This window comes from Gallibacterium genomosp. 3, assembly GCF_001678475.1.
Lineage (GTDB): Bacteria > Pseudomonadota > Gammaproteobacteria > Enterobacterales > Pasteurellaceae > Gallibacterium > Gallibacterium faecale.
Genome location: NZ_JTJR01000035.1, coordinates 1 through 21,513, shown reverse-complemented (window position 1 = coordinate 21,513; position 21,513 = coordinate 1). Strand labels below are relative to the sequence as shown.

The following is a 21,513-nucleotide window of genomic DNA, read 5'->3' as shown; positions in this document are numbered from 1 at the left end:
ATAAAGCGTTATCCCCGATTTTCAAACCAGCTTTCAAGAATTAAACACGCCGAGATAGAATCTATTTTGCCTTTAGATAGTGCTTTAAACCCGCCACGTGCAAAAATTTCTGCCCGTGCTTCGGTAGTGGTTAGTCGTTCATCTTGTAATTCCACTTTTACTCCGAAACGTCCATTTAAACGATTGGCAAATTTTCTGGCGCGCTGAGTAATTTCTTGTTCCGTACCGTCCATATTTAATGGCAAGCCTACAACAACATAATCAGGTCGCCATTCATCTAAACATTTTTTAATAGCGTCCCAATTAGGAATCCCATCTTGAGCTTTAAACGCCGGCAAGGCTTGAGCAGTTTGGGTAATACTTTGTCCTACGGCACAGCCAATACTTTGTGTACCGAAGTCAAACGCAATGATAGTTAAATTTTCCATTAGGCATTTCCCATTTCGTGGCTAAGTAAATAACTTTGTTGGATACCTAATAAATGATTGGCAGCATCCCAACGCTGATCAAATGGTAAGGTAAACAGGATCTCGCGTGTTGCAGGCACGGTTAACCATGAGTTTTGTTTAATTTCATCGGCCAGTTGATTGGGTTCCCATAAAGCACAGCCTAAGGCAATCAAATAATCCTTAGGCCCCGACTCTTTGCCAAGTGAATATAAAATATCTGAAGAGGTTGTGAGAACTAAATCATCGGTGATTGAAAAAGAGTAACGGTATTTTTGTGGTGTTGCACTATGTAGCACAAACCCTTGTTCAATATTAACCGGCCCACCAGCAAAGATCAGTTTTTCTGGGTAATGTTGTTCTGTTGGCATAAAGTGATTCATTTTTGCCATCATTTCTGCCAAAGTTAAATCAGTAGGTTGGTTAATCACCAATCCCATACTACCTTGTTCATTATCTTCACAAATATAAACGACAGTGCGTTGAAAAAAAGGATCAGCAAGATCGGGCATTGCCACAAGAAATTGATTTTGTAATATCATAATTTTCCTTCAAGCTAAACTACAAATCACCAAAACAGACTTGTAAGGCACTAATAGCAACCAAAGATGCTGTTTCGGTGCGTAACACCCGTTTGCCTAGTAAAACTTCGGTAAAGCCTTGTTGCACAGTATGTTCGATCTCCTGAGCGGATAGCCCACCTTCTGCACCAATTAATAAACGTACGCCTGCTTTTGGGGGCGGTGCAAGTTGTTTAATCGAATGAGTGGCTCTTGGGTGTAAATTCAGTTTTAACATTCCGTCATCTTCTGCACACCAATCTTGTAATTTCATCAGTGGGCGAATTTCAGGGATACTGTTGCGTCCACACTGTTCACAAGCGGCAATCGCAATTTTTTGCCATTGTTGAATTTTCTTTTCCATACGTTCGGCATCTAATTTGACACCACAACGTTCCGACCATAATGGGGTAATGATCTTTACCCCTAATTCAACCGATTTCTGGATGGTGAACTCCATGCGCTCGCCACGCGAGATGACTTGCCCTAAATGAATAATTAATGGAGATTCACGATCATCAAAGATGGCGGGTTCAAGTGATACTGAAATCTGTTTTTTAGTTGCTTCAGTTATCACCGCGGGATAAATATGATTGCTACCATCAAATAATTCAAGTCGATCGCCAATTTGCATACGTAATACACGTCCAACATGGTGTGCGGCGTCTTCACTTAATTGGCATTGTGTTTGCTGTGTTAAAGGTTCGGGATGATAAATGCGTGGTACTCTCATAAGTTATTTTCTAATAAGTTATTTAGGTTGTTATCAGCTATTGTAAAAAATTCTCGCTTTTTTTGATATATCTCTAAGGATTTTTGGGGATTTTTGTTATAGTAAGCGCCGTTATTTTTTTGAATATGATCAAGGAGAAAATTATGGCTCGCCGTCCTTTAGTAATGGGCAACTGGAAATTAAATGGTAGCAAAGCGTTTACCAAAGAATTAATTAATGGTTTAAAAGCAGAATTAGCTGGCGTGGAAGGTTGTGATGTTGCGATTGCACCACCAGTTATGTATTTAGCAGAAGCAGAAGCTGCATTAGTAGGCAGTAAAATTGCATTAGGTTCACAAAACGTAGATCTTAAACAATCAGGTGCGTTTACTGGTGATATTTCTGCCACAATGTTAAAAGATTTTGGTGCAAAATATATCATTATCGGTCACTCAGAACGTCGTGCTTATCACCACGAAAGTGATGAATTTATCGCACAAAAATTTGCAGTATTAAAAGAGCAAGGTTTAGTGCCAGTGCTTTGTATTGGTGAAAGTGAAGCTGAAAATGAAGCTGGTAAAACTGAAGAAGTGTGCGCAAGACAAATTGATGCAGTATTAAATACATTAGGCGCAGAAGCGTTCCTTGGTGCAGTGATTGCATATGAGCCAATTTGGGCAATCGGTACTGGTAAATCAGCAACCCCAGCACAAGCACAAGCTGTTCACGCATTTATTCGTAGCCATATTGCGAAGAAAGACGTAAAAGTGGCAGAACAAGTTATTCTTCAATACGGTGGTTCTGTAAATGATGCGAATGCAGCAGAATTATTCGCAATGCCAGATATTGATGGTGCGTTAGTCGGTGGTGCATCATTAAAAGCACCAGCATTTGCAACTATCGTGAAAGCAGCTGCAAAAGCAAAAAACTAATTTCATTGCTTAATTAGGTGATTTTTAGAAGACCTGCTAGTTATTACTAGCAGGTTTTTTTGTATCTTCGCATCTCCTCCTCACTCCTTTTCATTTAATGAAGAGGAACGATCATCGAGTATTTGACTAGTATTCAGCACATTTTGGCGAGAAGAAATAGCTCAAAAATAGCTAATCTCGATTGGTCAAAATGATAAATATTGATTAGTCAAAATAGTCAAATTAAACTATCTAAAATGATAAATATTGATTAACCAAAACGTTTAATAAAAGCTCACCAAAAATTACAGACCTTACCTCTTTGCAAAACGATTTCACTCTTCAGTCCTGAAGAGGGGCTAGGGGAGATGCAAAGATGCCATTAACGTAAGAAACTCGGAATATTTTTCTCATATTCCGCAATTGCATCTTCATGTTGTAAGGTTAAACCAATATTATCTAAACCATTTAATAAACAATGACGGCGGAATGGATCCAACGTAAAGTGATAGATTTTTTCCCCAACTTTGACAGTTTGTTGTTCAAGATCAACATCAATCGGTTTACCCTCATTGGCTTTCACCCAAGTAAAGATCTCATCAACCTCTTGTTCAGTTAATTTCACTGGTAATAGATGATTATTTAAGCTATTGCTGTAAAAAATATCCGCAAAGCTTGGGGCTATCATCACTTTAATACCATAATCTGCTAACGCCCACGGTGCGTGTTCTCTTGATGAACCACAACCTAAATTTTCTCTAGCTAATAAAATTGTTGCACCTTGATATTGTGGGAAATTTAATACAAATTTTGGATTTAATTGTGTACCTGCTGGGTCAAGATAACGCCACTCATGAAATAAGTGTTTACCAAAACCAACTCGTGTTACTGCTTGTAAAAATTGTTTTGGAATAATGGCATCAGTATCCACATTTGCCATATCTAATGGAATGACTAAGCCACGATGTTGTTTAAATCCTGCCATATTATGCTCCTAATAATTCGACTGCACGAATATCGGTGAATTTACCAAATACTGCCGCAGCTGCTGCCATTGCTGGACTCACTAAATGAGTACGACCATTACGTCCTTGACGGCTTTCAAAGTTACGGTTACTTGTTGAGGCACAACGTTCCCATTCCCCAAGACGGTCATCATTCATCGCTAAACACATTGAACAACCCGGTAAACGCCATTCAAACCCAGCTTCAATAAAGATTTTATCTAAGCCTTCTTTTTCTGCTTGTTCTTTTACTAATCCTGAGCCCGGCACAACCAATGCTTGCACACCCGCAGCCACTTTACGGCCTTTAGCAACAGCAGCGGCTGCACGTAAATCTTCAATGCGCGAATTAGTACAAGAACCAATAAAAACTTTATCCACTTTAATATCAGTTAAGTGTTCACCGCCTTGTAATCCCATATAAGCTAAGGCTTTTTCCGCAGATTGTTTCTCTATCGGATCTGCAATTTCCTCTACTTTTGGCACAGTTTGATCGACTGCGATTACTTGACCTGGGTTAGTTCCCCAAGTGACTTGCGGTGCAATATCTTTTGCTTCTAATACCACCACAGTATCAAATTCCGCATCCGGATCACTTTTTAAGGTTTTCCAATATTCAACGGCTTTATCCCACTCTTCACCTTTTGGTGCATACGGACGACCTTTCAAATAGTCAAATGTGGTTTGATCTGGTGCAACCAATCCTGCTTTTGCGCCTAATTCAATCGCCATATTACATACTGTCATTCGACCTTCCATCGAAAGATCTTCAATCGCTTGACCACAAAATTCCACCACATGACCAGTTCCGCCCGCCATAGTAGTTTTTCCAATAATGGCTAAGATAATATCTTTTGCGGTAATCCCTTCCGCAACTTTGCCTCGTACTTCGATCTTCATTTTCTTCGCACGAGCTTGTTTTAAGGTTTGTGTAGCTAAAACGTGTTCAACTTCAGATGTACCAATGCCGAACGCTAATGCCCCGAAAGCACCGTGTGTTGCAGTATGTGAATCACCACATACGATTGTCATTCCCGGTAAAGTTAATCCCTGTTCTGGCCCAACAACATGAACAATTCCTTGTTTTTTATTATTGAGGTCATAAAGCGAAATATTGTTTGCATGGCAGTTTTTATCTAACTCTAACACTTGGATTCTTGCTTGCTCCCCACAAGCAGCAGGATCACGACTCTGGGTAGAAATACTATGATCCATAGTCGCAAATGTTTTACTCGGCTGACGTACTTTTCTCCCTGCAACACGCAAGCCATCAAAGGCTTGTGGTGAGGTTACTTCATGCATTAAATGACGATTAATATAAAGAATTGGCGTTTCACCTTCCGCTTCATACACGACATGAGCGTCAAATAATTTTTCGTATAATGTTTTGCCCATAATAATCACTCGTTTATCTTTTATTATTTACTACACTACTGCGATGGATTAAATCCGTGCAGCAATTAAATCACCCATTTCAGAGGTAGAAACTGGTGCTGATTGATCAGCTAAATCCGCAGTGCGATAGCCTTCTGCCAACACTTGTTTTACTGCATTTTCAATCGCTTGTGCTGCCTCTTCTAACTGGAAGCTATAACGTAACATCATTGCTGCAGAAAGAATTTGGGCAATTGGGTTAGCAATTCCTTTTCCTGCAATATCTGGTGCTGAACCGCCAGCTGGTTCATAAAGTCCGAAGCCTTGTTCATTCATACTTGCTGATGGCAACATTCCCATTGAGCCAGTAATCATTGCACATTCATCAGAAATAATATCGCCAAAGATATTTGAACAAAGCAACACATCATAATGTTCTGGCTGTTTAATTAATTGCATAGTCGCATTATCAATATAGATATGTTCTAAGGTGACATCTGGATACTCTTTAGCAACTTCAACGACAACTTCACGCCATAATACAGAGCTAATTAACACATTCGCTTTATCCACAGAAGTAACTTTTTTACGGCGTTTACGTGCCGCTTCAAAGGCAATACGTGCAATACGTTCAATTTCAAAACGGTGATACACTTCTGTATCAAACGCTTTTTCCATTTTTCCTTCGCCTTCGCGCCCTTTTGGTTGACCAAAATAAATTCCGCCAGTCAATTCACGTACAACAACAATATCAAAGCCTTTCGCAGCAATATCAGCACGCAATGGACAGAATTTTTCTAATCCTTTGTATAAAGTTGCTGGTCGTAAATTACAAAATAGCGCAAAGTGTTTACGTAATGGTAATAATGCACCACGTTCTGGTTGTTCATTGGCGGGTAAATGTTCCCATTTTGGGCCGCCTACTGAACCAAATAAAATCGCTTCCGCTGCTTCACAGCCTTTTAAGGTAACTTCTGGTAAAGCCTTACCGTGGTTATCAATACCAATTCCACCAACATCATAATGTTGATAATTCAATTTGAAGTTAAATTTTTTCTCTACTGCGTTTAATACTTTTAACGCTTCTGCCATTACTTCAGGCCCGATTCCATCTCCTGCCAATACGGCAATGTTGTGAGTTTGCATTAGTGTTTCTCCGTATGTTTTTTAATTTCTGAAACTTTTTGTGAACGATAAATGGCATTAATCGCATGAATTAATGCTAATGCTGAGGCTTCAATAATATCGGTTGCTAAACCAACGCCGTGGAATTTACGTCCTTGATATTCAACCACGATATCCACTTGTCCTAGTGCTTCCGCACCTTCGCCTTTCGCTGCTAAGTTATAATGTAACATAGTAATTTCCATACCAGTTAACGATAAAATCGCATTATACGTTGCATCAACTGGTCCATTTCCGCCAGTAGAAACAGTGCTTAATTTCTTACCATCTAACATTAATTCGACAAACGAAGTTGCTGGGAAATCACTGACTGAGTGAGCAGAAATCTTAGTTAAACTTAAACGATCTTCCTCACCTTGCTGCATATCGATAAATGCCAACGATTCTAAATCATAATCGAAAACTTGCCCTTTTTTATCGGCTAATTTCAAAAATGCTTCATATAATTTATCAAGATCATAATCTTGTTCAGTATAGCCCATATCCGCCATATGATTTTTGACTGCTGCACGACCAGAACGGGCAGTAAGATTTAATTTTTCTTTCTTCAAGCCAATACTTTCTGGCGACAAAATTTCATAAGTATTAGCATTTTTTAACACGCCATCTTGGTGAATACCTGATGAGTGAGCAAAGGCATTCGAGCCAACAATCGCTTTATTTGGTTGAATTGGCATATTGCAAAGTTGGCTAACCATTTGGCTAACACGATAGATCTCTTGAGTATTAATGTTAGTTGTTACATCCATTAAATCTTTACGAGTATGAATTGCCATCACGACTTCTTCTAACGCAGTATTTCCTGCTCGTTCACCGATACCATTAATCGTACATTCAATTTGTCTTGCACCATACTGTACTGCGGTTAATGAGTTCGCTGTTGCCATACCCAAGTCATTATGACAGTGTACAGAAACCACTGCTTTGTCGATATTAGGTACACGATTCATCACATTTTCAATAATGCTACCGAATTGCATTGGTAAGGTGTAACCCACAGTATCAGGAATGTTAATTGTGGTTGCTCCTGCATTAATTGCTGCTTCCACAATACGGCAAATATTATCTACTCCAGTACGCCCCGCATCTTCACAAGAGAACTCTACATCATCGGTATAACCTCTTGCACGTTTCACTGCAGCAACTGCCATTTCCACCACATCATCAAAAGAACGTTTTAATTTTGCTTCTACGTGTAATGCAGAGGTCGCAATAAAAGTATGAATACGATAGGCTTCCGCAACTTTTAATGCTTCATAAGCCGCATCAATATCTTTTGCTACTGCACGTGATAACGCACAAACACGGCTATTTTTAATCGCTTTTGCAATTGTTTGTACGGAATTAAAATCGCCTTCAGAAGAAACAGGGAATCCTACTTCCATTACATCAACACCTAAACGTTCTAGCGCAAGTGCAATTTGTAATTTCTCTTTTACCGTTAAACTTGCTCTTAATGCCTGTTCACCATCTCTTAATGTTGTATCAAAAATAATTACGCGATTACTCATACGCCACTCCGCTATTACGATTATTTGTTAATTAAAAAAAAAGCCCGCTTGTGTGCGGGCTGATGTGTGTGTTTGCTTTGATTAACTTTTCTTTATCCACGACCTACCGCACAAATTATCTATTTGCGAGGAGGAGAAGCAGAGATAAAGAAATTGAATGAATCATCTATTTAAAACCTTGTAAATCAAAAACGAGTTTGATTTTGCCGAAAAGCCCAAAACTAGTCAATAGAATTTTATGCTAAAAATTCGTTTATTTTGCTTTATTACAAAACAATATAAAGATTAAATTCTAAAATTTAATGAAATTATAGATTTTAATTTTTTAATAAATTTCAAAGATAAATTTATTAACTAGGTTTTGAGTTTAATCTAACAGTTAATTTTTTTCTAATTTTTTTGTAAAAAATTAGCAAGCTGCTGCTTAAACGCTATCAAACGCTGTTTCTGATTGCGTTGAAAAGGTTGAATCAAAAACTTAAGCTGTTGTTGTAAATTCGAATCTGGGTAGTGATATAACAAACGGCGTAAAGCAGGATAACTTACCACCACTGTGCGTTGATGCGTAACAAAATCAGATAAACTCTGCCTATCATCTGCCGTTAATTGCCAATCAATATCGAGAGATAAACCTAATTGTCCGCTTAATTCAACACACAACGGATGTACCATAAGTGGAAGATCTCGCCCAAATTTCCGCATCGCTTGTTGACAGAACAGATCACCAGCTTCCGACAATGGATAAACCATCATCACGCTATAATTACCACTACTCGCTTCTGTGCCTTGGCTTAATCCTACGACTTGGAAACCAACCCGTTGCCAAAATGCCAATAATTCTTTGCTATAACCAAAGCTCACTGACAAAAAATCTTGTTGATGGCGATAACGTTGCTGTAACTGCTGGATTAATGCAGTACCAATACCATGATGTTGCCATTGCGGTGCAACCGCAATTCTTGAAATACGTAATGAACGTAACTGCACTGCCGCTCGCTGATTTAATTGAAAAGCTAAGGCTTGAGCCACCAGATTACCTTTAGGACGACGGTACCCTTGGCAAATACCTTCTATTAATTCAATATTTTCAATCCCGCCTTCAATTAATCCCCAAACTACGCCAACTGGCTGCTGTGCGACTTCACACCAAATAAAACGTTGCTGATTTCCGTCTAGTAAACGGCGAAAGTCTGTGGGAGAAGTCCGATAGTGCGCTAAAGATAATAGTTGATACAAGGCAATTAACTGTTCACTGATAGGAAGATAATCAGTGACGAGAAATTGATAATCATTGGTCGGTTGATAGGGGATCTTTGATTGCAGCTGTGGCACTAATAACGCAATATCATTCACCCAACATTCTAATCTATCACCCATTGGCCAACGCAATGGAATCGTTAAGGTTAAATAATGGTAACAACGATCAAGTTGCTGTTCTAATTTCAAGCGAAATCCTTGCCCTGTTCCCTCATACCCCTCACTGGTTGTTGCCAATAATACTTTCGGGAATACCTTACAAAAACGCTGTAATAAAGATAAAGGCAACATTGCTGCTTCATCGACAATCAGCCAATCATACTCTTTAATCGTGGCTTGGGCTAATTGTTGGTTTAATGCATCTGGCGCAATAAATTCAATGTGTTGTGGTGCAGCAAAATGTTTTAACGTTGTGATAGCTTGCTGATTTGCAGCTGTTACTAATACTCGCTGCTGTCGAGTGATAAGCTGTTGAATAAATTGTCCCGCTAATGCCGATTTTCCTCGCCCTCTCCCTGCCATCAGCAAATAGATATCTACTTGCGGTTGTAACAGTTGGTGTAGGCATTGTTGCTGTTCTTGCAGTGCCAATCTGGGTAATTGCCATTCATCAGTTTGGATTTTAGGATAATCAATTAACGGCTGCTCCGCAGAATAAATCTTTAAATCATATTGATCGATTTTCTGCTTTAACCACGCGATAAACTGTGGTGTGGTTGTTGCTGTATCTGCACTATTCCAACGTAATGAATCTTGATCTGGCGTCGTTGTTAAGGTTTGCCAGTTTGGTAACAACAGAAAAAGACATCCGCCCGCTTTTAAAGTCGCAGCAAGAATGGTGAGGGTATCAAGATGAAATGCTAAATGTTCGCCCTCTGTGGCATCAAAAATCGCTAATGAAAACTCCTGCCCCAATACATTACGACTATTGTTAAAGGGAAAAAATTGTAACTGCTGATGCAATATTGCTGGGGGACGAGAAGCACAACACAGAATTGATTGTGTAGGATAATGTTGAATAATTTGTTGATATTGCTGCTCTCGCCAAGCTTGATTGCCAGTTAAGATCACCACTTGACGAGAGAAATTAGAGGAGGTGTCGTGCATAAAATTAGCAATAGCCTAGATCTTTTCGCTCAAATAAGGATCTTGATAACCCATTCCTAGCATAATCTCTGTTTCTAGGCTCTCCATTTCTTCTGCTTCATCATCTTCAATATGATCATACCCCAATAAATGTAAGCAGCCGTGTACAGTTAAATGTGCATAATGGGCTTCTAGTGAAATTTGCTGTTCTGCTGCTTCTTTCTCTACCACTTGACGACAAATGACTAAATCCCCCAATAAAGGCAACTCAATTCCCTCTGGCACTTCAAAAGGAAACGATAACACATTGGTTGGGCGATCTTTTCCGCGATAAGTAAAGTTAAGATGGTGACTTTCCGCTTCATCAACGATCCGAATAGTCAATTCGACATTCTCTTGTTCAGGGCGTACCGCTTGAGTCGCCCAATAGATAAACTTCTCTAATGAAGGTAAATTGGATTGATCCTCTGACACAATTTGTAAATCAACAATGACATCTGGTTTATGCGTCATCTTTTTGTCCCTCTAATTTGGCTAAACGGCGTTGTTCAGCAGCTTCTTTACGGCGAATTTCATCTTCTGCTTCCCATTTTTCATAGGCTTGCACCACTTTCGCCACCACTGGATGCCGAACAATATCTTCGCTCTTAAAATAGTTAAAACTTAATTCTTCAACATCCCCTAAAACATCAATCGCATGGCGTAATCCAGATTTTTGCCCACGAGGTAAATCAACTTGCGTAATATCCCCCGTAATCACTGCCTTAGAATTAAAGCCAATCCGTGTTAAAAACATTTTCATTTGTTCAATAGTGGTATTTTGGCTTTCGTCTAAAATAATAAAGGCATCATTTAATGTACGCCCACGCATATAGGCTAGAGGTGCAATCTCAATCACATTACGCTCCATCAGTTTTTGTACTTTTTCAAAGCCCAACATTTCAAACAGTGCATCATATAATGGACGTAAATAAGGATCGATTTTTTGGGCTAAATCACCAGGTAAGAAACCTAATTTTTCCCCTGCTTCCACCGCTGGACGAGTTAATAATAAACGGCGTACTTGCTGTTTTTCTAGTGCTTCAACTGCCGCAGCCACCGCTAAAAAGGTTTTCCCAGTTCCCGCAGGTCCAATCCCAAAACTAATATCATGACGTAAAATATTATGTAAATATTGGATCTGATTTTTGCCACGTGGTTTGATCACACCACGCTTAGTTTTGATCGTGGTACTAAAGACTTTAGCTTCATCATCCTCAACGGTATCAACCTGTTGCAGCAACATTCGGCTTTCTTGGATTGCTAAATGAATTTGCTCAAGATCAAGTTCATTCACTTTGCCTTTCACCATTGCCGTTTCGACATATAAACGTTGAATGAGCTTTGCCACATTTTTCAACAACTGTGCGTGATGAGGTTTACTTTCTTCATCGGCTGACTCTAAGGTAAACGTAAAATTACGGCGAGAGATAATCAGGTTAAACTGCTTTTCAATTAATGAGATATGTTCATCAAATGGTCCACAAAGTGATTGCAATCGTGCATTATCTTGTGGTTCTAACGTAAAAACTTCTGAAATTGTTGTGGTCAAGTTCCACCTCAGTGGTTACATAAAAGTGTTGGTAGTATAGCGTTTTTCTGATGAGCAATAAATTCCCTTTTATCTTACCTATTACAGCAATCTATAAACTTTTCCAATTCATCAGGAACTTCTATTAAAAATGCCAATCTGAATATCGGTTCATTAATTACTTTTATTTATTATTAAGGATAGTATATGAAACTCACTGAACACGATGTTACCCCTGAACATATTTTTAAAAAACGCCGACAGTTGATTGCTTTATTAGGGTCGGCAAGTATTACGCCATTACTGCCTAAACTAAGTTATGCAGAAGAGAAAATCGATCGCCGTATCGCATTAGATTTTTCCGCCCAAGCAGAAAATACATTGCCATTAACACCTGAAGAAAAAGTGATTGGTTATAATAATTTTTATGAATTTGGTGTTGAAAAAGGCTCGCCTGCACACTACGCAAAAGATTTTAAAAACAATCCTTGGCAATTAGAAATTGGCGGTGAAGTTGAGAAACCACTTATCTTAGATCACCAAGATCTACTCACTAAATTTCCATTAGAAGAGCGAATCTACCGTTTCCGTTGTGTCGAGGCTTGGTCAATGGTTATTCCTTGGATTGGTTTTCCACTTTCCTCTTTATTAAAAACTGTTGCTCCTACTAGTAAAGCAAAATATGTTGTCTTTGAAACACTGTATGATCCAGAGCAGATGCCAGGGCAAAAAAATCCTTTCTTCGGTGGTAATATTGATTACCCTTATATCGAGGGATTGACGATTGAAGAAGCAATGAATCCACTAACACTGATGTCTGTCGGGCTATATGGTAAAACTTTAGCACCACAAAGTGGCGCACCGATTCGCTTAGTTGTGCCTTGGAAATACGGGTTTAAGAGTATTAAATCCATTGTCAAGATTACCTTAAGTGAAACTCGCCCATTAACCACTTGGGTAAAACTTGCTCCACATGAATATGGTTTTTATGCCAATGTGAATCCAAAAGTAGATCATCCTCGTTGGTCGCAAGCCTCTGAACGTGTAATTGGAGCTGGTGGATTATTTGATATTAAAAGACAGCCAACATTAATGTTTAATGGTTATGAAGAACAAGTTGCTCACTTATATTCTCACCTGGATTTAAGCAAGAATTACTAAGATGTTATTTAAAATTTTGCGTTATCTTATTCATTTGGGAGGGGTTATTCCTCTCCTTTGGCTTATCTATGCGATCAATTTTGACTTGGTAAGTAGCTTTGGTACTGATCCAATTAAAGAGATTATTCATTTTCTAGGCTATACCGCTCTATTATTTTTATTAATCTTATTTAGTTTTAGGATTATTACGCAGAGCTTACGACAACCAATATTACTCCCACTACACCGCAGTTTAGGGCTATGGGCATTATTTTGGTTATCGTTGCACATTATTGGTTACCTTGCGTTAGAACTAGGTTTTGATTTCCAACTTTTTATTAGCGAAATCGTGAGTAGAACTTATCTACAAATTGGCTTTATTGCAGTGATTCTATTGGTTTCGATTGCCTTATCTTCAACTCCTTATATCAAAAGAAGATTAGGTAAACGTTGGTTTTCGCTACATCAATTAGCCTTATTGGTCGTTATCTTAGCAGCAATTCATTATTACCTGTCGCTAAAAGCCTATAACATTGATTCATTACTATTTTTAGCGCTTTGTGGAGTATTTGTGTTATGGAAAGCCTTTGCAAGGCGGGTTTTGGCTTGGTGTTACCGTTAATATTAAGTGAGTCTAATTTTAGATTTTGTTAGCGCATTTTTCTGTTAAAGGTTATTTAGGTTTCGCCCTAAAGGGCGACTCCATTTTATTCATCCCTCACATACTTACTAATCCTCATTCTAATAAGATTTTTTGCAAGTGTGAGAGGGCAACAATGATGATTGTTATCACAGTTCGCAGAATATGAAATATTATAATTTTGCCCCTATATGTAACTCAGCGCCACAAGCCTGTGCGTAACGTTGCAATGTTATAAAAGATGCACGGCTAGCATTTTTTTATAATTTACTTACTGCCGGTTGGCTTACTCCCATTCTTGCCGCAACTTCTGATACAGTCAAACCTGCTTTTTGGCGTAACTCTACAAGTAAAGTTTGTAACTCTTCAATACGTTTCTCTTGAATATAAAGTGCTTTAGTTTCTTTGTTTTTTAACAAAGTCTCTTTTACAGTTTTATAACTAACGGCTTGTACTTTCATCAGTCATTTCTCCCAATCGTTTAAAAGCGAGTTCAATCTCTGCTACTGGTGTTTTTTGTGATTTCTTCACAAAAGTACGCAAGATATAAATTTTCTTCTCCATAGCAAAAGCAAAAAATGTCCTTGATATATCTTTACTTCTTGCTCGCAATTCAAATAAACCATCTTTAATAATGCGAGTATGTGGATAACGCAATTAATTTCCCCTTTCTTCAAGTTTATCAAGTGCATTCAATGTTTTAACTTGCATTACTGGCGATAGCGCTTTAATTTCTTCCATCGCTTTAAGGTGAAAAAGTAACTCAAACATGAAAAAATTATAACCTTTAATTGATAAATCATAGCATATAATTATAACTTAAGGGTTATATAAAATATTTTATTTCGTGTATATCACTTATAACAAAGCCCACTTAATTGTGGGCTTTCAGCTTGATAATAAAGTCTATTTAATATTATGTAGCTATTGTTGTTCTAATTAGCATTTATTAAATTTATCACTAAATTAAGACCAAGCTGCAATCTTGCCTTGATGCCCAATTCCTAATGCTCGCTTAAAACAACTCTGGAAATAACATCTTAATCACATTTTTTGTGACGCGTCTTGAAGTCCCTTGATAGGGGAAAATGTGCATCATCATCATTGGATTAAAATTAGCTTCGATCACACCCCATGAACTTAATTTAGGTTCTGCTGGTTTTGTGTAATCTGGCACAATCAGATCCACGCCACATACCGCAGCCCCCATTGCTTTAGTGATCTGTACAGCCACTTCTTTATAACTAGGATGCATTAGATCAGTCATATCAATTGAATCGCCACCCGTACTAATATTTGAGTTAGCACGTAATTGCACCTTGCGTCCTTGTTCTGGAATTGAATCTATGGTTAAGCCTTGTTCTTTTAACTGCAATTTTTCAATATCACCTAAGGCAATTTTCTTTAATGGGGTACGGCTACCATCGCCACGTAATGGGTGTTGATTTTTCGCCGCAACTAATTCAGCTACTGAATGTTCACCATCGCCAATCACATTAGCTGGTTCGCGTAACAACACCGCTAAGGTTTGATCGTTCAATACAAAGAAACGGTATTCAGTCCCAACTAAATAATCTTCAACCATTACTTCCTTATCTTCACGGAAAGCAATCTCAATCGCTTGGTGGAAATCATCAATATTTTCAACACCTTGTTTAAAAATCGTAATGCCCAATCCAAAATTGGTTGATTTTGGTTTAATTACTACTGCACGATGTTCAAATAGTGGATAGGCTGCAACAGCATCTTCCACTTTTCTAAACTCAAGGCTTTGCGGCACATTAAAGCCACCTTTTGCTAATACTTTTTTAGTGACAACTTTATTTTCCATAATTAAAGGAGAAATATAGCTGTCTTTTGCGGTCATATTCCCATTTTTCACATATTCAATATGATCGCCATGTTGCAAACAGAGGAATTGATCATTTTCATCTAGAATTTCAACCTTGATCCCTTGTTGGATTAAATCCACCATTAATGCTTGAGTTGATAGCTCCATATTATCAAAGGCACTCAATGCATAATAACGTTCTGTGGCGTGCGCTTTATACTGTTTTGCCCACGCTGCACCTAATTGGTGATAATCTGTTGCTTGCTGCATTTGTTGCACTAAACGTCCACAAATTGTGGTTTCTGGGGCTAACATTTGACGCTGTTTTGCCTTGATTACAGCAACGATCTCAGCTGGCGCATTTAACGCCACTGCCATTTTTTCAAGTTCTGCCAAAATAGCGCTGCCTTCTTGTTGGTAAGCTGTAATCGTTAATGGGTGTTCCATTGCAATATCTGCTAATCGTTGTTTACCTAGCTCAATTTCTGCTTGGTCTGCTGTGTTTTCTAGCCACACCATTAATAACACAAAGTAGTGTATAAACTCGGCGTCTTCTAAGGTAATGCCATATTCAGCAAATGGGTTCAGATCAAACAATCTAAATTCTAAGTAACGAATCCCTTTGGTGAGTAATTCCCGTACATGCTTTTTCGCACCACGGAAACGGATATTTGAATAGAATTCTTTTTCAGCGATCAGTTTCCCATTATTCACCCAGTGTTCTAAGGTATCTACGTAATCTTGTAAGCTCTCATACGACACCTTAATCTCGCTATGATTGACATAGCCATAATGACTAGAACGCAAACTCCGTACAAAATCGGTAGGTTGTGTTTGTCCACGATTAAAAAATGCCGGTTCTACACTTGGTGAAGCTGAAAACAGATAAACTAAAATCCATTGATAACGTAAGAAGTTTTTCCCTAGTTTTAAATAGAGATCATTACGAAAAGCAATTGGATCTTGGTAATTTGTTTGTAAGCTAAATACCTTCGCAATAAATTCATCAGCTAGTTGGAAATTATAGTGGATACCGCTGATCATCTGCTTATATTTGCCATAGCTTTCAACCAAGTGTTCACGATAAGCCACATCTTCACGATTATCTAATTGAGCGACTTTGATTTCACTTTCCGCTGGTAAAATCAAAGGCATACTAAACGGGGAGATATATTCATTTTCTGGTAATGCCCGTAATACCACTTCGTGAATCGCTGATAACCAACGATAGCTCTCTTTCACACTTTTTTGTGGCGGCGTAATTAACTCTAGCTGGCTTTCTGCAAAATCGGTTTGAATATAAGGATGATAAGAACGGTTACCAAACACCGCAGGGTGCGGTGTTGTTACAATTTTTCCATCGGCAGTAATACGTTGACTCTCTTTTTCAATCCCAAATACACCTTGTTGGAACAATAGTTCAAGATGATTTTGTTTAATCACTTGTTGAATATTCATAGTTTTTGCCTTTATTAAATTTATTTCAACCGGATATTAATAGGAGAAATTTGTTGATAAGGCAAATAGCTTTTTACTATAAGTTATATACATTGGCTATTATCTTTGCATCTCCTCCTCGTATCTCTTCATATAATGAAGAAGGGCAATCATCCAGCACTTGACTAGTATTTAGTACATTTTTGTAAGAGTAAATGCGTTAAGAATACGTAATTTTGATTAGCTAAAATAATAAATACTGATTAACCAAAATGTTTAATACAGGCTAACCAAAAATTACTGATGAAGCTTTTTCACCGAGAGGTTCCCCTATTCAGATTTGAAGAGGGGCTAGAGTAGATGCCAGAGATGCCGTAAAACGATAATTGCAATTTCGTTTCATCTTTGCTATATTTCGTTTCGAAGTTTAAAGGGGTGAAATCGAAATATAATGAATAAAAGAAACACCAAACAACGCCGTCATGCCATCTTAAAATGCCTAGAAGAACAAGGTGAAGTTACTGTAGAACAGTTAGTTACCCAATTTGAAACCTCAGAAGTTACGATTCGTAAGGATTTGTCCGCATTAGAACAAAATGGTTTATTACTTCGCCGTTATGGTGGAGCGATTTTAATTCCTACCGAAGTATTGGATGAGGAAGATAATGAAGCGCTTTCTCCACAAAAATTAGAAATTGCAAAACTCGCTGCGGCACAAATTCAAGATCATAATCGAATTATTATTGATACGGGTAGCACTACCTCTGCGTTAATCAGTCAATTAAATAAAAAGCAAGGATTGGTTGTGATGACTAATTCACTCACCGTCGCAGCAGAATTACGTCAATTAGAAAATGAACCAACTTTATTAATGACTGGTGGCACTTGGGATTCTTTTTCAGATTCATTTCAAGGTAAAGTTGCGGAACAAGTTTTACGTTCTTACGATTTTGATCAGCTATTTATTGGTGCAGATGGTATCGATTTACAACGTGGCACCACAACGTTTAATGAGTTAGTTGGTTTAAGCCGAGTGATGGCAGAGGTTTCGCGTGAAGTAATTGTGATGGTTGAATCACAAAAAATTGGTCGCAAAATGCCGAATTTAGAACTCACTTGGCAACAAATTCATTATTTGATTACAGATGATCGGATTGATCCTCACATTAAGCAACAAATTGAAAAACTGGGTGTGGAAGTATTAATTGCTTCTGCTGAATAATTAATTCTTTATTATATTAAAGAATATAATGCTTACTGAAAATATTATATTAAAGGGGATCACAATGGTAAAAGTCAAAACATACAATGAATTAAAAGAACTTATTTTAAGAACAATCGATGAAAAAGGTGAAGAGTGTGATCTCAATTTTATAGATGTTTCAAATATTAGAAATATGTCGAAATTATTTTATGACAGTAATTTCAATGGAGATATTTCAAAATGGAATGTTTCAAAAGTAACAAATATGAGCTATATGTTTTGCGGTAGTGTTTTTAATGGAGATATTTCAAACTGGGACGTATCAAAGGTTACAAATATGTTATATATGTTTGCTGGTAGCAAATTTAATAATGATATTTCAAAATGGAATATCTCAAATGTAAAAAATATGCGAAGTATGTTTCAAGGAAGCCCATTTAATGGTGATATTTCAAAATGGAATATCTCAAATGTAAAAAATATGAGATATATGCTATATCGAAGTAAATTTAAAGGTGATATATCAGATTGGGGATTGTCTTATGAGGATGTTTGTAAGCTATTTAATCTCAGTAGTGATAAAGAGTATATATCCAATTGGAGTGTTGAAAATACCTTCTATCCAGAAAATATTTTTTATAAAAATAATAAAGAAAAAAGTAAAAGAAATAAAATAACAAATATAAAACCAAAAACTACAAAAGATCTAATAGATATAATAGAAAGAGCTGTTCTTAATCTTGGTGATAATTGTGATCTAAACTTTATTGATGTTTCTGAGATTACAGATATGTCAGGATTATTTTCATGCTCTAAATTTAATGGCGATATTTCTAAATGGAATGTATCCAATGTAAAATATATGACATGGATGTTTTGTGGTAGTAGCTTTCAAGGCGATATATCAAAATGGGATGTTTCAAAAGTAGAAAATATGCATTCAATGTTTTTTAGTAGTGATTTTAATGGTGATATATCAAAATGGGATGTATCTAATGTAAAAGATATGTCATGTATGTTTGGGACTAGTTGCTTCAATCAGGATATTTCAAACTGGGATGTATCAAATGTAAAAACTATGCACTCAATGTTTTGGAATAGCCATTTTAAGGGTGATATTTCAAAATGGGATACATCAAACGCAAAAAATAGAGATAGTATATTTGATTAGAAACTAAAGGAAAAAATTATGTGTGGAATTGTTGGTGCAGTCGCACAACGTGATGTCGCTGAAATCTTAATTCAAGGTTTACATCGTTTAGAGTATCGTGGTTATGACTCTGCTGGTGTGGCAGTCGTTGATAGCCAACACAATTTACAACGTGTTCGCCGCGTTGGTAAGGTAAAAGCCTTAGATGAAGCGGTAGAAAAACAACCGCTAATCGGTGGTACAGGGATTGCACATACTCGTTGGGCAACCCACGGCGAACCATCAGAAACCAATGCACACCCACATATGTCAGGCGATATTGCTGTTGTGCATAATGGAATTATCGAAAACTATCAAGAATTGAAAGTGGAGTTACAACAACGCGGTTATCAATTTGTTTCTCAAACTGATACCGAAGTTATCGCCCATTTAGTACATTGGGAATTCCAATCTTGCCAAGATTTATTACGTGCCGTACAACAAGCAGTTAAACAATTAACTGGTGCGTATGGTATGGTGGTGATGCACTGTCAACAACCAGAACATTTAATTGCAGCACGTTCTGGTAGCCCGTTAGTGATTGGTTATGGCGTAGGTGAAAACTTTTTAGCCTCTGACCAACTTGCGTTATTAAGCGTTACTCGCCGTTTTAGTTTCTTAGAAGAAGGTGATGTTGCTGAAATTACCCGCCGTCAAGTTACGATTTATAACCGTCTTGGTGAACAAGTTGAACGCACAATTTCTGAATCTAACTTAGAACAAGATGCTGCGGATAAAGGACAATTCCGTCACTTTATGCAAAAAGAAATTTTTGAACAACCAACCGCAATTATCAATACATTAGAAGGACGTATCGCTCATGATAGTGTGATTGTGGAAAGTATTGGTAGCAAAGCAAAAAGCATTTTAGAAAATGTAAAACACGTGCAAATCGTAGCTTGTGGTACTTCTTATAATTCAGGTATGGTCGCACGTTATTGGTTTGAAGCTTTAGCTGGAGTAAGTTGTGATGTGGAAATTGCTTCTGAATTCCGTTATCGTAAATTTGTTACTCGTCCAAATAGCTTATTGCTCACGTTATCACAATCAGGCGAAACTGCTGATACATTAGCCGCTTTACGTTTAGCTAAAGAAAAAGGTTATATGGCAGCAATGACCATTTGTAATGTTGCTGGTTCATCTTTAGTGCGTGAATCTGATTTAGCCTTTATGACTCGTGCTGGTGTGGAAATTGGGGTTGCCTCAACCAAAGCCTTTACTACTCAATTAGTTTCTATGTTAATGCTTGTTGTGGCGATTGGTAAATTAAATGGCAGTATTTCAGCAGAAAAAGAACGTGAAATTGTTCACGCGTTAAATAGTATTCCAACTGATATTGAAAAAGCCCTTGTTTTCGATAAGCAAATTGAAAAATTAGCGGAAGACTTTGCTGAAAAACATAATGCGTTATTCTTAGGTCGTGGAGAATTTTATCCAATCGCAATGGAAGCAGCATTGAAATTAAAAGAGATTTCTTATATTCATGCTGAGGCTTATGCCGCAGGTGAATTAAAACATGGACCTCTTGCGTTAATTGATGCAGATATGCCTGTGATTGTAGTTGCACCAAATAATGAATTATTGGAAAAAGTAAAATCGAATATCGAGGAAGTACGCGCTCGTGGCGGTCAATTATATGTCTTTGCTGATGCGGAAGCGGGCTTTAAAGATAGCGATAATATGAAGATTATCACTATGCCGAAAGTGAATGCGTTAATCGCACCAATTTTCTACACGGTACCAATGCAATTATTGTCTTATTATGTGGCAATTATTAAGGGTACTGACGTTGACCAACCAAGAAACTTAGCGAAAGCGGTTACTGTAGAATAATTTAACATCTCCCTATCGCTCCTCTTTATATAATGAAGAGGAGCGATCATTCTGCACTTAACTAGTATTCAGTAGGTTTTAGCGAGAAAGAATAGTTCAAAAATAGCTAATCTTAATTGACTAAAATGATAATAAATATTGACTAATCAATAAAAGCTCACCAAAAATCGCTGACCTTACCAGTTCACAAAATGGTTCCTATCTTCAAGTTCGAAGATGAGCTAGAGGAGATGCGGAGGTGTCAGAGATGATTCATAATAATTTTTCCAAAATGGGGTGGGATAATTCTATATTGATTCACCTTGTATCAAGTTATCTCTTTACAAAATGCCCAACATCTCTTTCAAAGGTATAAGTAGATATGTTATCACTCGTCAGATAAAAATATATCCTATAATATATTAATAAATATATTTTTTTTAATGTATTGATTTTTATAATTTTTTATTGTAATAACCAAAAAGAAGTATGTTGTCTATCATTTATTTTTTTAACTATATAATTATTTTTTATCTTAATTAATAATAAAATATAGCTAAAAATTTAGCTTTCTTTAAATTCCCCCCCCCCCCCTCCCAAAAAAAGTATAAAAAATAATCTAAATGGAATTTAAGTTAATTTCT

Annotated in this window: 19 protein-coding genes; 6 read left to right on the top strand and 13 right to left on the bottom strand. The window is 37.3% G+C overall.

What is annotated here, in order from left to right; translation table 11 throughout:
- Positions 1 to 8 precede the first annotated feature (8 nt).
- The 3 genes from ruvX to rsmE are packed head-to-tail and all read right to left on the bottom strand — an operon-like array spanning position 9 to position 1,739.
- Complete coding sequence (gene ruvX, locus QV06_RS08450) at positions 9 to 428, bottom strand: Holliday junction resolvase RuvX (RefSeq protein WP_065235210.1); 420 nt, start codon at positions 426 to 428, stop codon at positions 9 to 11.
- Complete coding sequence (locus QV06_RS08445) at positions 428 to 988, bottom strand: YqgE/AlgH family protein (protein ID WP_065237763.1); 561 nt, start codon at positions 986 to 988, stop codon at positions 428 to 430. Before QV06_RS08445 ends, ruvX begins: the two co-directional genes overlap by 1 nt.
- A gap of 19 nt (positions 989 to 1,007) precedes the next feature.
- Complete coding sequence (rsmE, locus tag QV06_RS08440) at positions 1,008 to 1,739, bottom strand: 16S rRNA (uracil(1498)-N(3))-methyltransferase (RefSeq protein WP_065237762.1); 732 nt, start codon at positions 1,737 to 1,739, stop codon at positions 1,008 to 1,010.
- A 143-nt stretch (positions 1,740 to 1,882) separates the two neighbouring features.
- Here rsmE and tpiA point away from each other — a divergent pair, with 143 nt between their 5' ends.
- Complete coding sequence (tpiA, locus tag QV06_RS08435; RefSeq protein ID WP_065237761.1) at positions 1,883 to 2,650, top strand: triose-phosphate isomerase; 768 nt, start codon at positions 1,883 to 1,885, stop codon at positions 2,648 to 2,650.
- Between the two features lie 361 nt (positions 2,651 to 3,011).
- Here tpiA and leuD read toward each other — a convergent pair whose 3' ends face one another.
- The 7 genes from leuD to QV06_RS08400 all read right to left on the bottom strand — a co-directional run bounded on the left by leuD (position 3,012) and on the right by QV06_RS08400 (position 11,637).
- Complete coding sequence (gene leuD / locus QV06_RS08430; RefSeq protein WP_065237760.1) at positions 3,012 to 3,614, bottom strand: 3-isopropylmalate dehydratase small subunit; 603 nt, start codon at positions 3,612 to 3,614, stop codon at positions 3,012 to 3,014.
- Between the two features lies 1 nt (position 3,615).
- Complete coding sequence (leuC, locus tag QV06_RS08425) at positions 3,616 to 5,028, bottom strand: 3-isopropylmalate dehydratase large subunit (RefSeq protein WP_065237759.1); 1,413 nt, start codon at positions 5,026 to 5,028, stop codon at positions 3,616 to 3,618.
- Between the two features lie 48 nt (positions 5,029 to 5,076).
- Positions 5,077 to 6,153: a 3-isopropylmalate dehydrogenase gene (gene leuB, locus QV06_RS08420; protein ID WP_065235031.1), complete on the bottom strand. Its 1,077-nt coding sequence runs from the start codon at positions 6,151 to 6,153 to the stop codon at positions 5,077 to 5,079.
- Positions 6,153 to 7,703, bottom strand: coding sequence for a 2-isopropylmalate synthase (gene leuA, locus QV06_RS08415; protein WP_065237758.1), 1,551 nt, complete (start codon positions 7,701 to 7,703; stop codon positions 6,153 to 6,155). Before leuA ends, leuB begins: the two co-directional genes overlap by 1 nt.
- 390 nt (positions 7,704 to 8,093) lie before the next feature.
- On the bottom strand, positions 8,094 to 10,067 hold the full coding sequence (locus QV06_RS08410; RefSeq protein WP_065237757.1) for a GNAT family N-acetyltransferase: 1,974 nt from the start codon (positions 10,065 to 10,067) through the stop codon (positions 8,094 to 8,096).
- Positions 10,068 to 10,082: 15 nt separating this feature from the next.
- Positions 10,083 to 10,559, bottom strand: a complete 477-nt coding sequence (ybeY, locus tag QV06_RS08405; protein ID WP_065237756.1) for an rRNA maturation RNase YbeY — start codon at positions 10,557 to 10,559, stop codon at positions 10,083 to 10,085.
- On the bottom strand, positions 10,549 to 11,637 hold the full coding sequence (locus QV06_RS08400; protein WP_065237755.1) for a PhoH family protein: 1,089 nt from the start codon (positions 11,635 to 11,637) through the stop codon (positions 10,549 to 10,551). The genes ybeY and QV06_RS08400 overlap by 11 nt, the downstream gene beginning before the upstream one ends.
- Positions 11,638 to 11,823: 186 nt before the next feature.
- On the opposite strand from QV06_RS08400, the gene msrP reads away from it, so the two are divergent.
- Together msrP and QV06_RS08390 are read left to right on the top strand one after the other, a co-directional pair.
- The gene (gene msrP / locus QV06_RS08395; protein WP_065237754.1) at positions 11,824 to 12,777 is read left to right on the top strand and encodes a protein-methionine-sulfoxide reductase catalytic subunit MsrP; all 954 of its coding nucleotides are present in this window, start codon (positions 11,824 to 11,826) and stop codon (positions 12,775 to 12,777) included.
- Position 12,778: 1 nt separating this feature from the next.
- A complete protein-coding gene (locus QV06_RS08390; protein WP_065237753.1) occupies positions 12,779 to 13,378 on the top strand; it encodes a protein-methionine-sulfoxide reductase heme-binding subunit MsrQ in 600 nt (199 codons plus the stop codon).
- Positions 13,379 to 13,656: 278 nt separating this feature from the next.
- Here the strand turns inward: QV06_RS08390 and QV06_RS08385 are convergent, their stop codons facing one another.
- The 3 genes from QV06_RS08385 to gshAB all read right to left on the bottom strand — a co-directional run bounded on the left by QV06_RS08385 (position 13,657) and on the right by gshAB (position 16,685).
- Positions 13,657 to 13,857: a helix-turn-helix domain-containing protein gene (locus QV06_RS08385; RefSeq protein WP_245174272.1), complete on the bottom strand. Its 201-nt coding sequence runs from the start codon at positions 13,855 to 13,857 to the stop codon at positions 13,657 to 13,659.
- Positions 13,838 to 14,053, bottom strand: coding sequence for a type II toxin-antitoxin system RelE/ParE family toxin (locus QV06_RS08380; RefSeq protein WP_245174271.1), 216 nt, complete (start codon positions 14,051 to 14,053; stop codon positions 13,838 to 13,840). The genes QV06_RS08385 and QV06_RS08380 overlap by 20 nt, the downstream gene beginning before the upstream one ends.
- 358 nt (positions 14,054 to 14,411) lie before the next feature.
- Complete coding sequence (gene gshAB / locus QV06_RS08375; protein WP_065237752.1) at positions 14,412 to 16,685, bottom strand: bifunctional glutamate--cysteine ligase GshA/glutathione synthetase GshB; 2,274 nt, start codon at positions 16,683 to 16,685, stop codon at positions 14,412 to 14,414.
- Positions 16,686 to 17,115: 430 nt separating this feature from the next.
- Here gshAB and QV06_RS08370 point away from each other — a divergent pair, with 430 nt between their 5' ends.
- The 3 genes from QV06_RS08370 (at position 17,116) to glmS (ending at position 20,890) form a co-directional block, all read left to right on the top strand.
- Positions 17,116 to 17,886 (top strand): DeoR/GlpR family DNA-binding transcription regulator, encoded by a 771-nt coding sequence (locus QV06_RS08370; RefSeq protein ID WP_065237751.1) that lies wholly within the window; start codon positions 17,116 to 17,118, stop codon positions 17,884 to 17,886.
- A gap of 64 nt (positions 17,887 to 17,950) precedes the next feature.
- A complete protein-coding gene (locus QV06_RS08365; protein ID WP_065237750.1) occupies positions 17,951 to 19,039 on the top strand; it encodes a BspA family leucine-rich repeat surface protein in 1,089 nt (362 codons plus the stop codon).
- Positions 19,040 to 19,057: 18 nt separating this feature from the next.
- Positions 19,058 to 20,890, top strand: a complete 1,833-nt coding sequence (gene glmS, locus QV06_RS08360) for a glutamine--fructose-6-phosphate transaminase (isomerizing) (protein ID WP_065237749.1) — start codon at positions 19,058 to 19,060, stop codon at positions 20,888 to 20,890.
- Positions 20,891 to 21,513: the final 623 nt, after the last annotated feature.

Bases quoted from the DNA above. Each gene is read 5' to 3' on its own strand.
- glmS (WP_065237749.1), top strand. From the start codon at position 19,058: ATGTGTGGAATTGTTGGTGCAGTCGCACAACGTGATGTCGCTGAAATC.
- QV06_RS08410 (WP_065237757.1), bottom strand. From the start codon at position 10,067: ATGCACGACACCTCCTCTAATTTCTCTCGTCAAGTGGTGATCTTAACT.
- msrP (WP_065237754.1), top strand. From the start codon at position 11,824: ATGAAACTCACTGAACACGATGTTACCCCTGAACATATTTTTAAAAAA.
- tpiA (WP_065237761.1), top strand. From the start codon at position 1,883: ATGGCTCGCCGTCCTTTAGTAATGGGCAACTGGAAATTAAATGGTAGC.
- QV06_RS08370 (WP_065237751.1), top strand. From the start codon at position 17,116: ATGAATAAAAGAAACACCAAACAACGCCGTCATGCCATCTTAAAATGC.
- ybeY (WP_065237756.1), bottom strand. From the start codon at position 10,559: ATGACGCATAAACCAGATGTCATTGTTGATTTACAAATTGTGTCAGAG.
- leuD (WP_065237760.1), bottom strand. From the start codon at position 3,614: ATGGCAGGATTTAAACAACATCGTGGCTTAGTCATTCCATTAGATATG.
- leuC (WP_065237759.1), bottom strand. From the start codon at position 5,028: ATGGGCAAAACATTATACGAAAAATTATTTGACGCTCATGTCGTGTAT.
- QV06_RS08390 (WP_065237753.1), top strand. From the start codon at position 12,779: ATGTTATTTAAAATTTTGCGTTATCTTATTCATTTGGGAGGGGTTATT.
- leuB (WP_065235031.1), bottom strand. From the start codon at position 6,153: ATGCAAACTCACAACATTGCCGTATTGGCAGGAGATGGAATCGGGCCT.
- QV06_RS08385 (WP_245174272.1), bottom strand. From the start codon at position 13,857: ATGAAAGTACAAGCCGTTAGTTATAAAACTGTAAAAGAGACTTTGTTA.
- leuA (WP_065237758.1), bottom strand. From the start codon at position 7,703: ATGAGTAATCGCGTAATTATTTTTGATACAACATTAAGAGATGGTGAA.
- rsmE (WP_065237762.1), bottom strand. From the start codon at position 1,739: ATGAGAGTACCACGCATTTATCATCCCGAACCTTTAACACAGCAAACA.
- QV06_RS08445 (WP_065237763.1), bottom strand. From the start codon at position 988: ATGATATTACAAAATCAATTTCTTGTGGCAATGCCCGATCTTGCTGAT.
- ruvX (WP_065235210.1), bottom strand. From the start codon at position 428: ATGGAAAATTTAACTATCATTGCGTTTGACTTCGGTACACAAAGTATT.
- QV06_RS08365 (WP_065237750.1), top strand. From the start codon at position 17,951: ATGGTAAAAGTCAAAACATACAATGAATTAAAAGAACTTATTTTAAGA.
- gshAB (WP_065237752.1), bottom strand. From the start codon at position 16,685: ATGAATATTCAACAAGTGATTAAACAAAATCATCTTGAACTATTGTTC.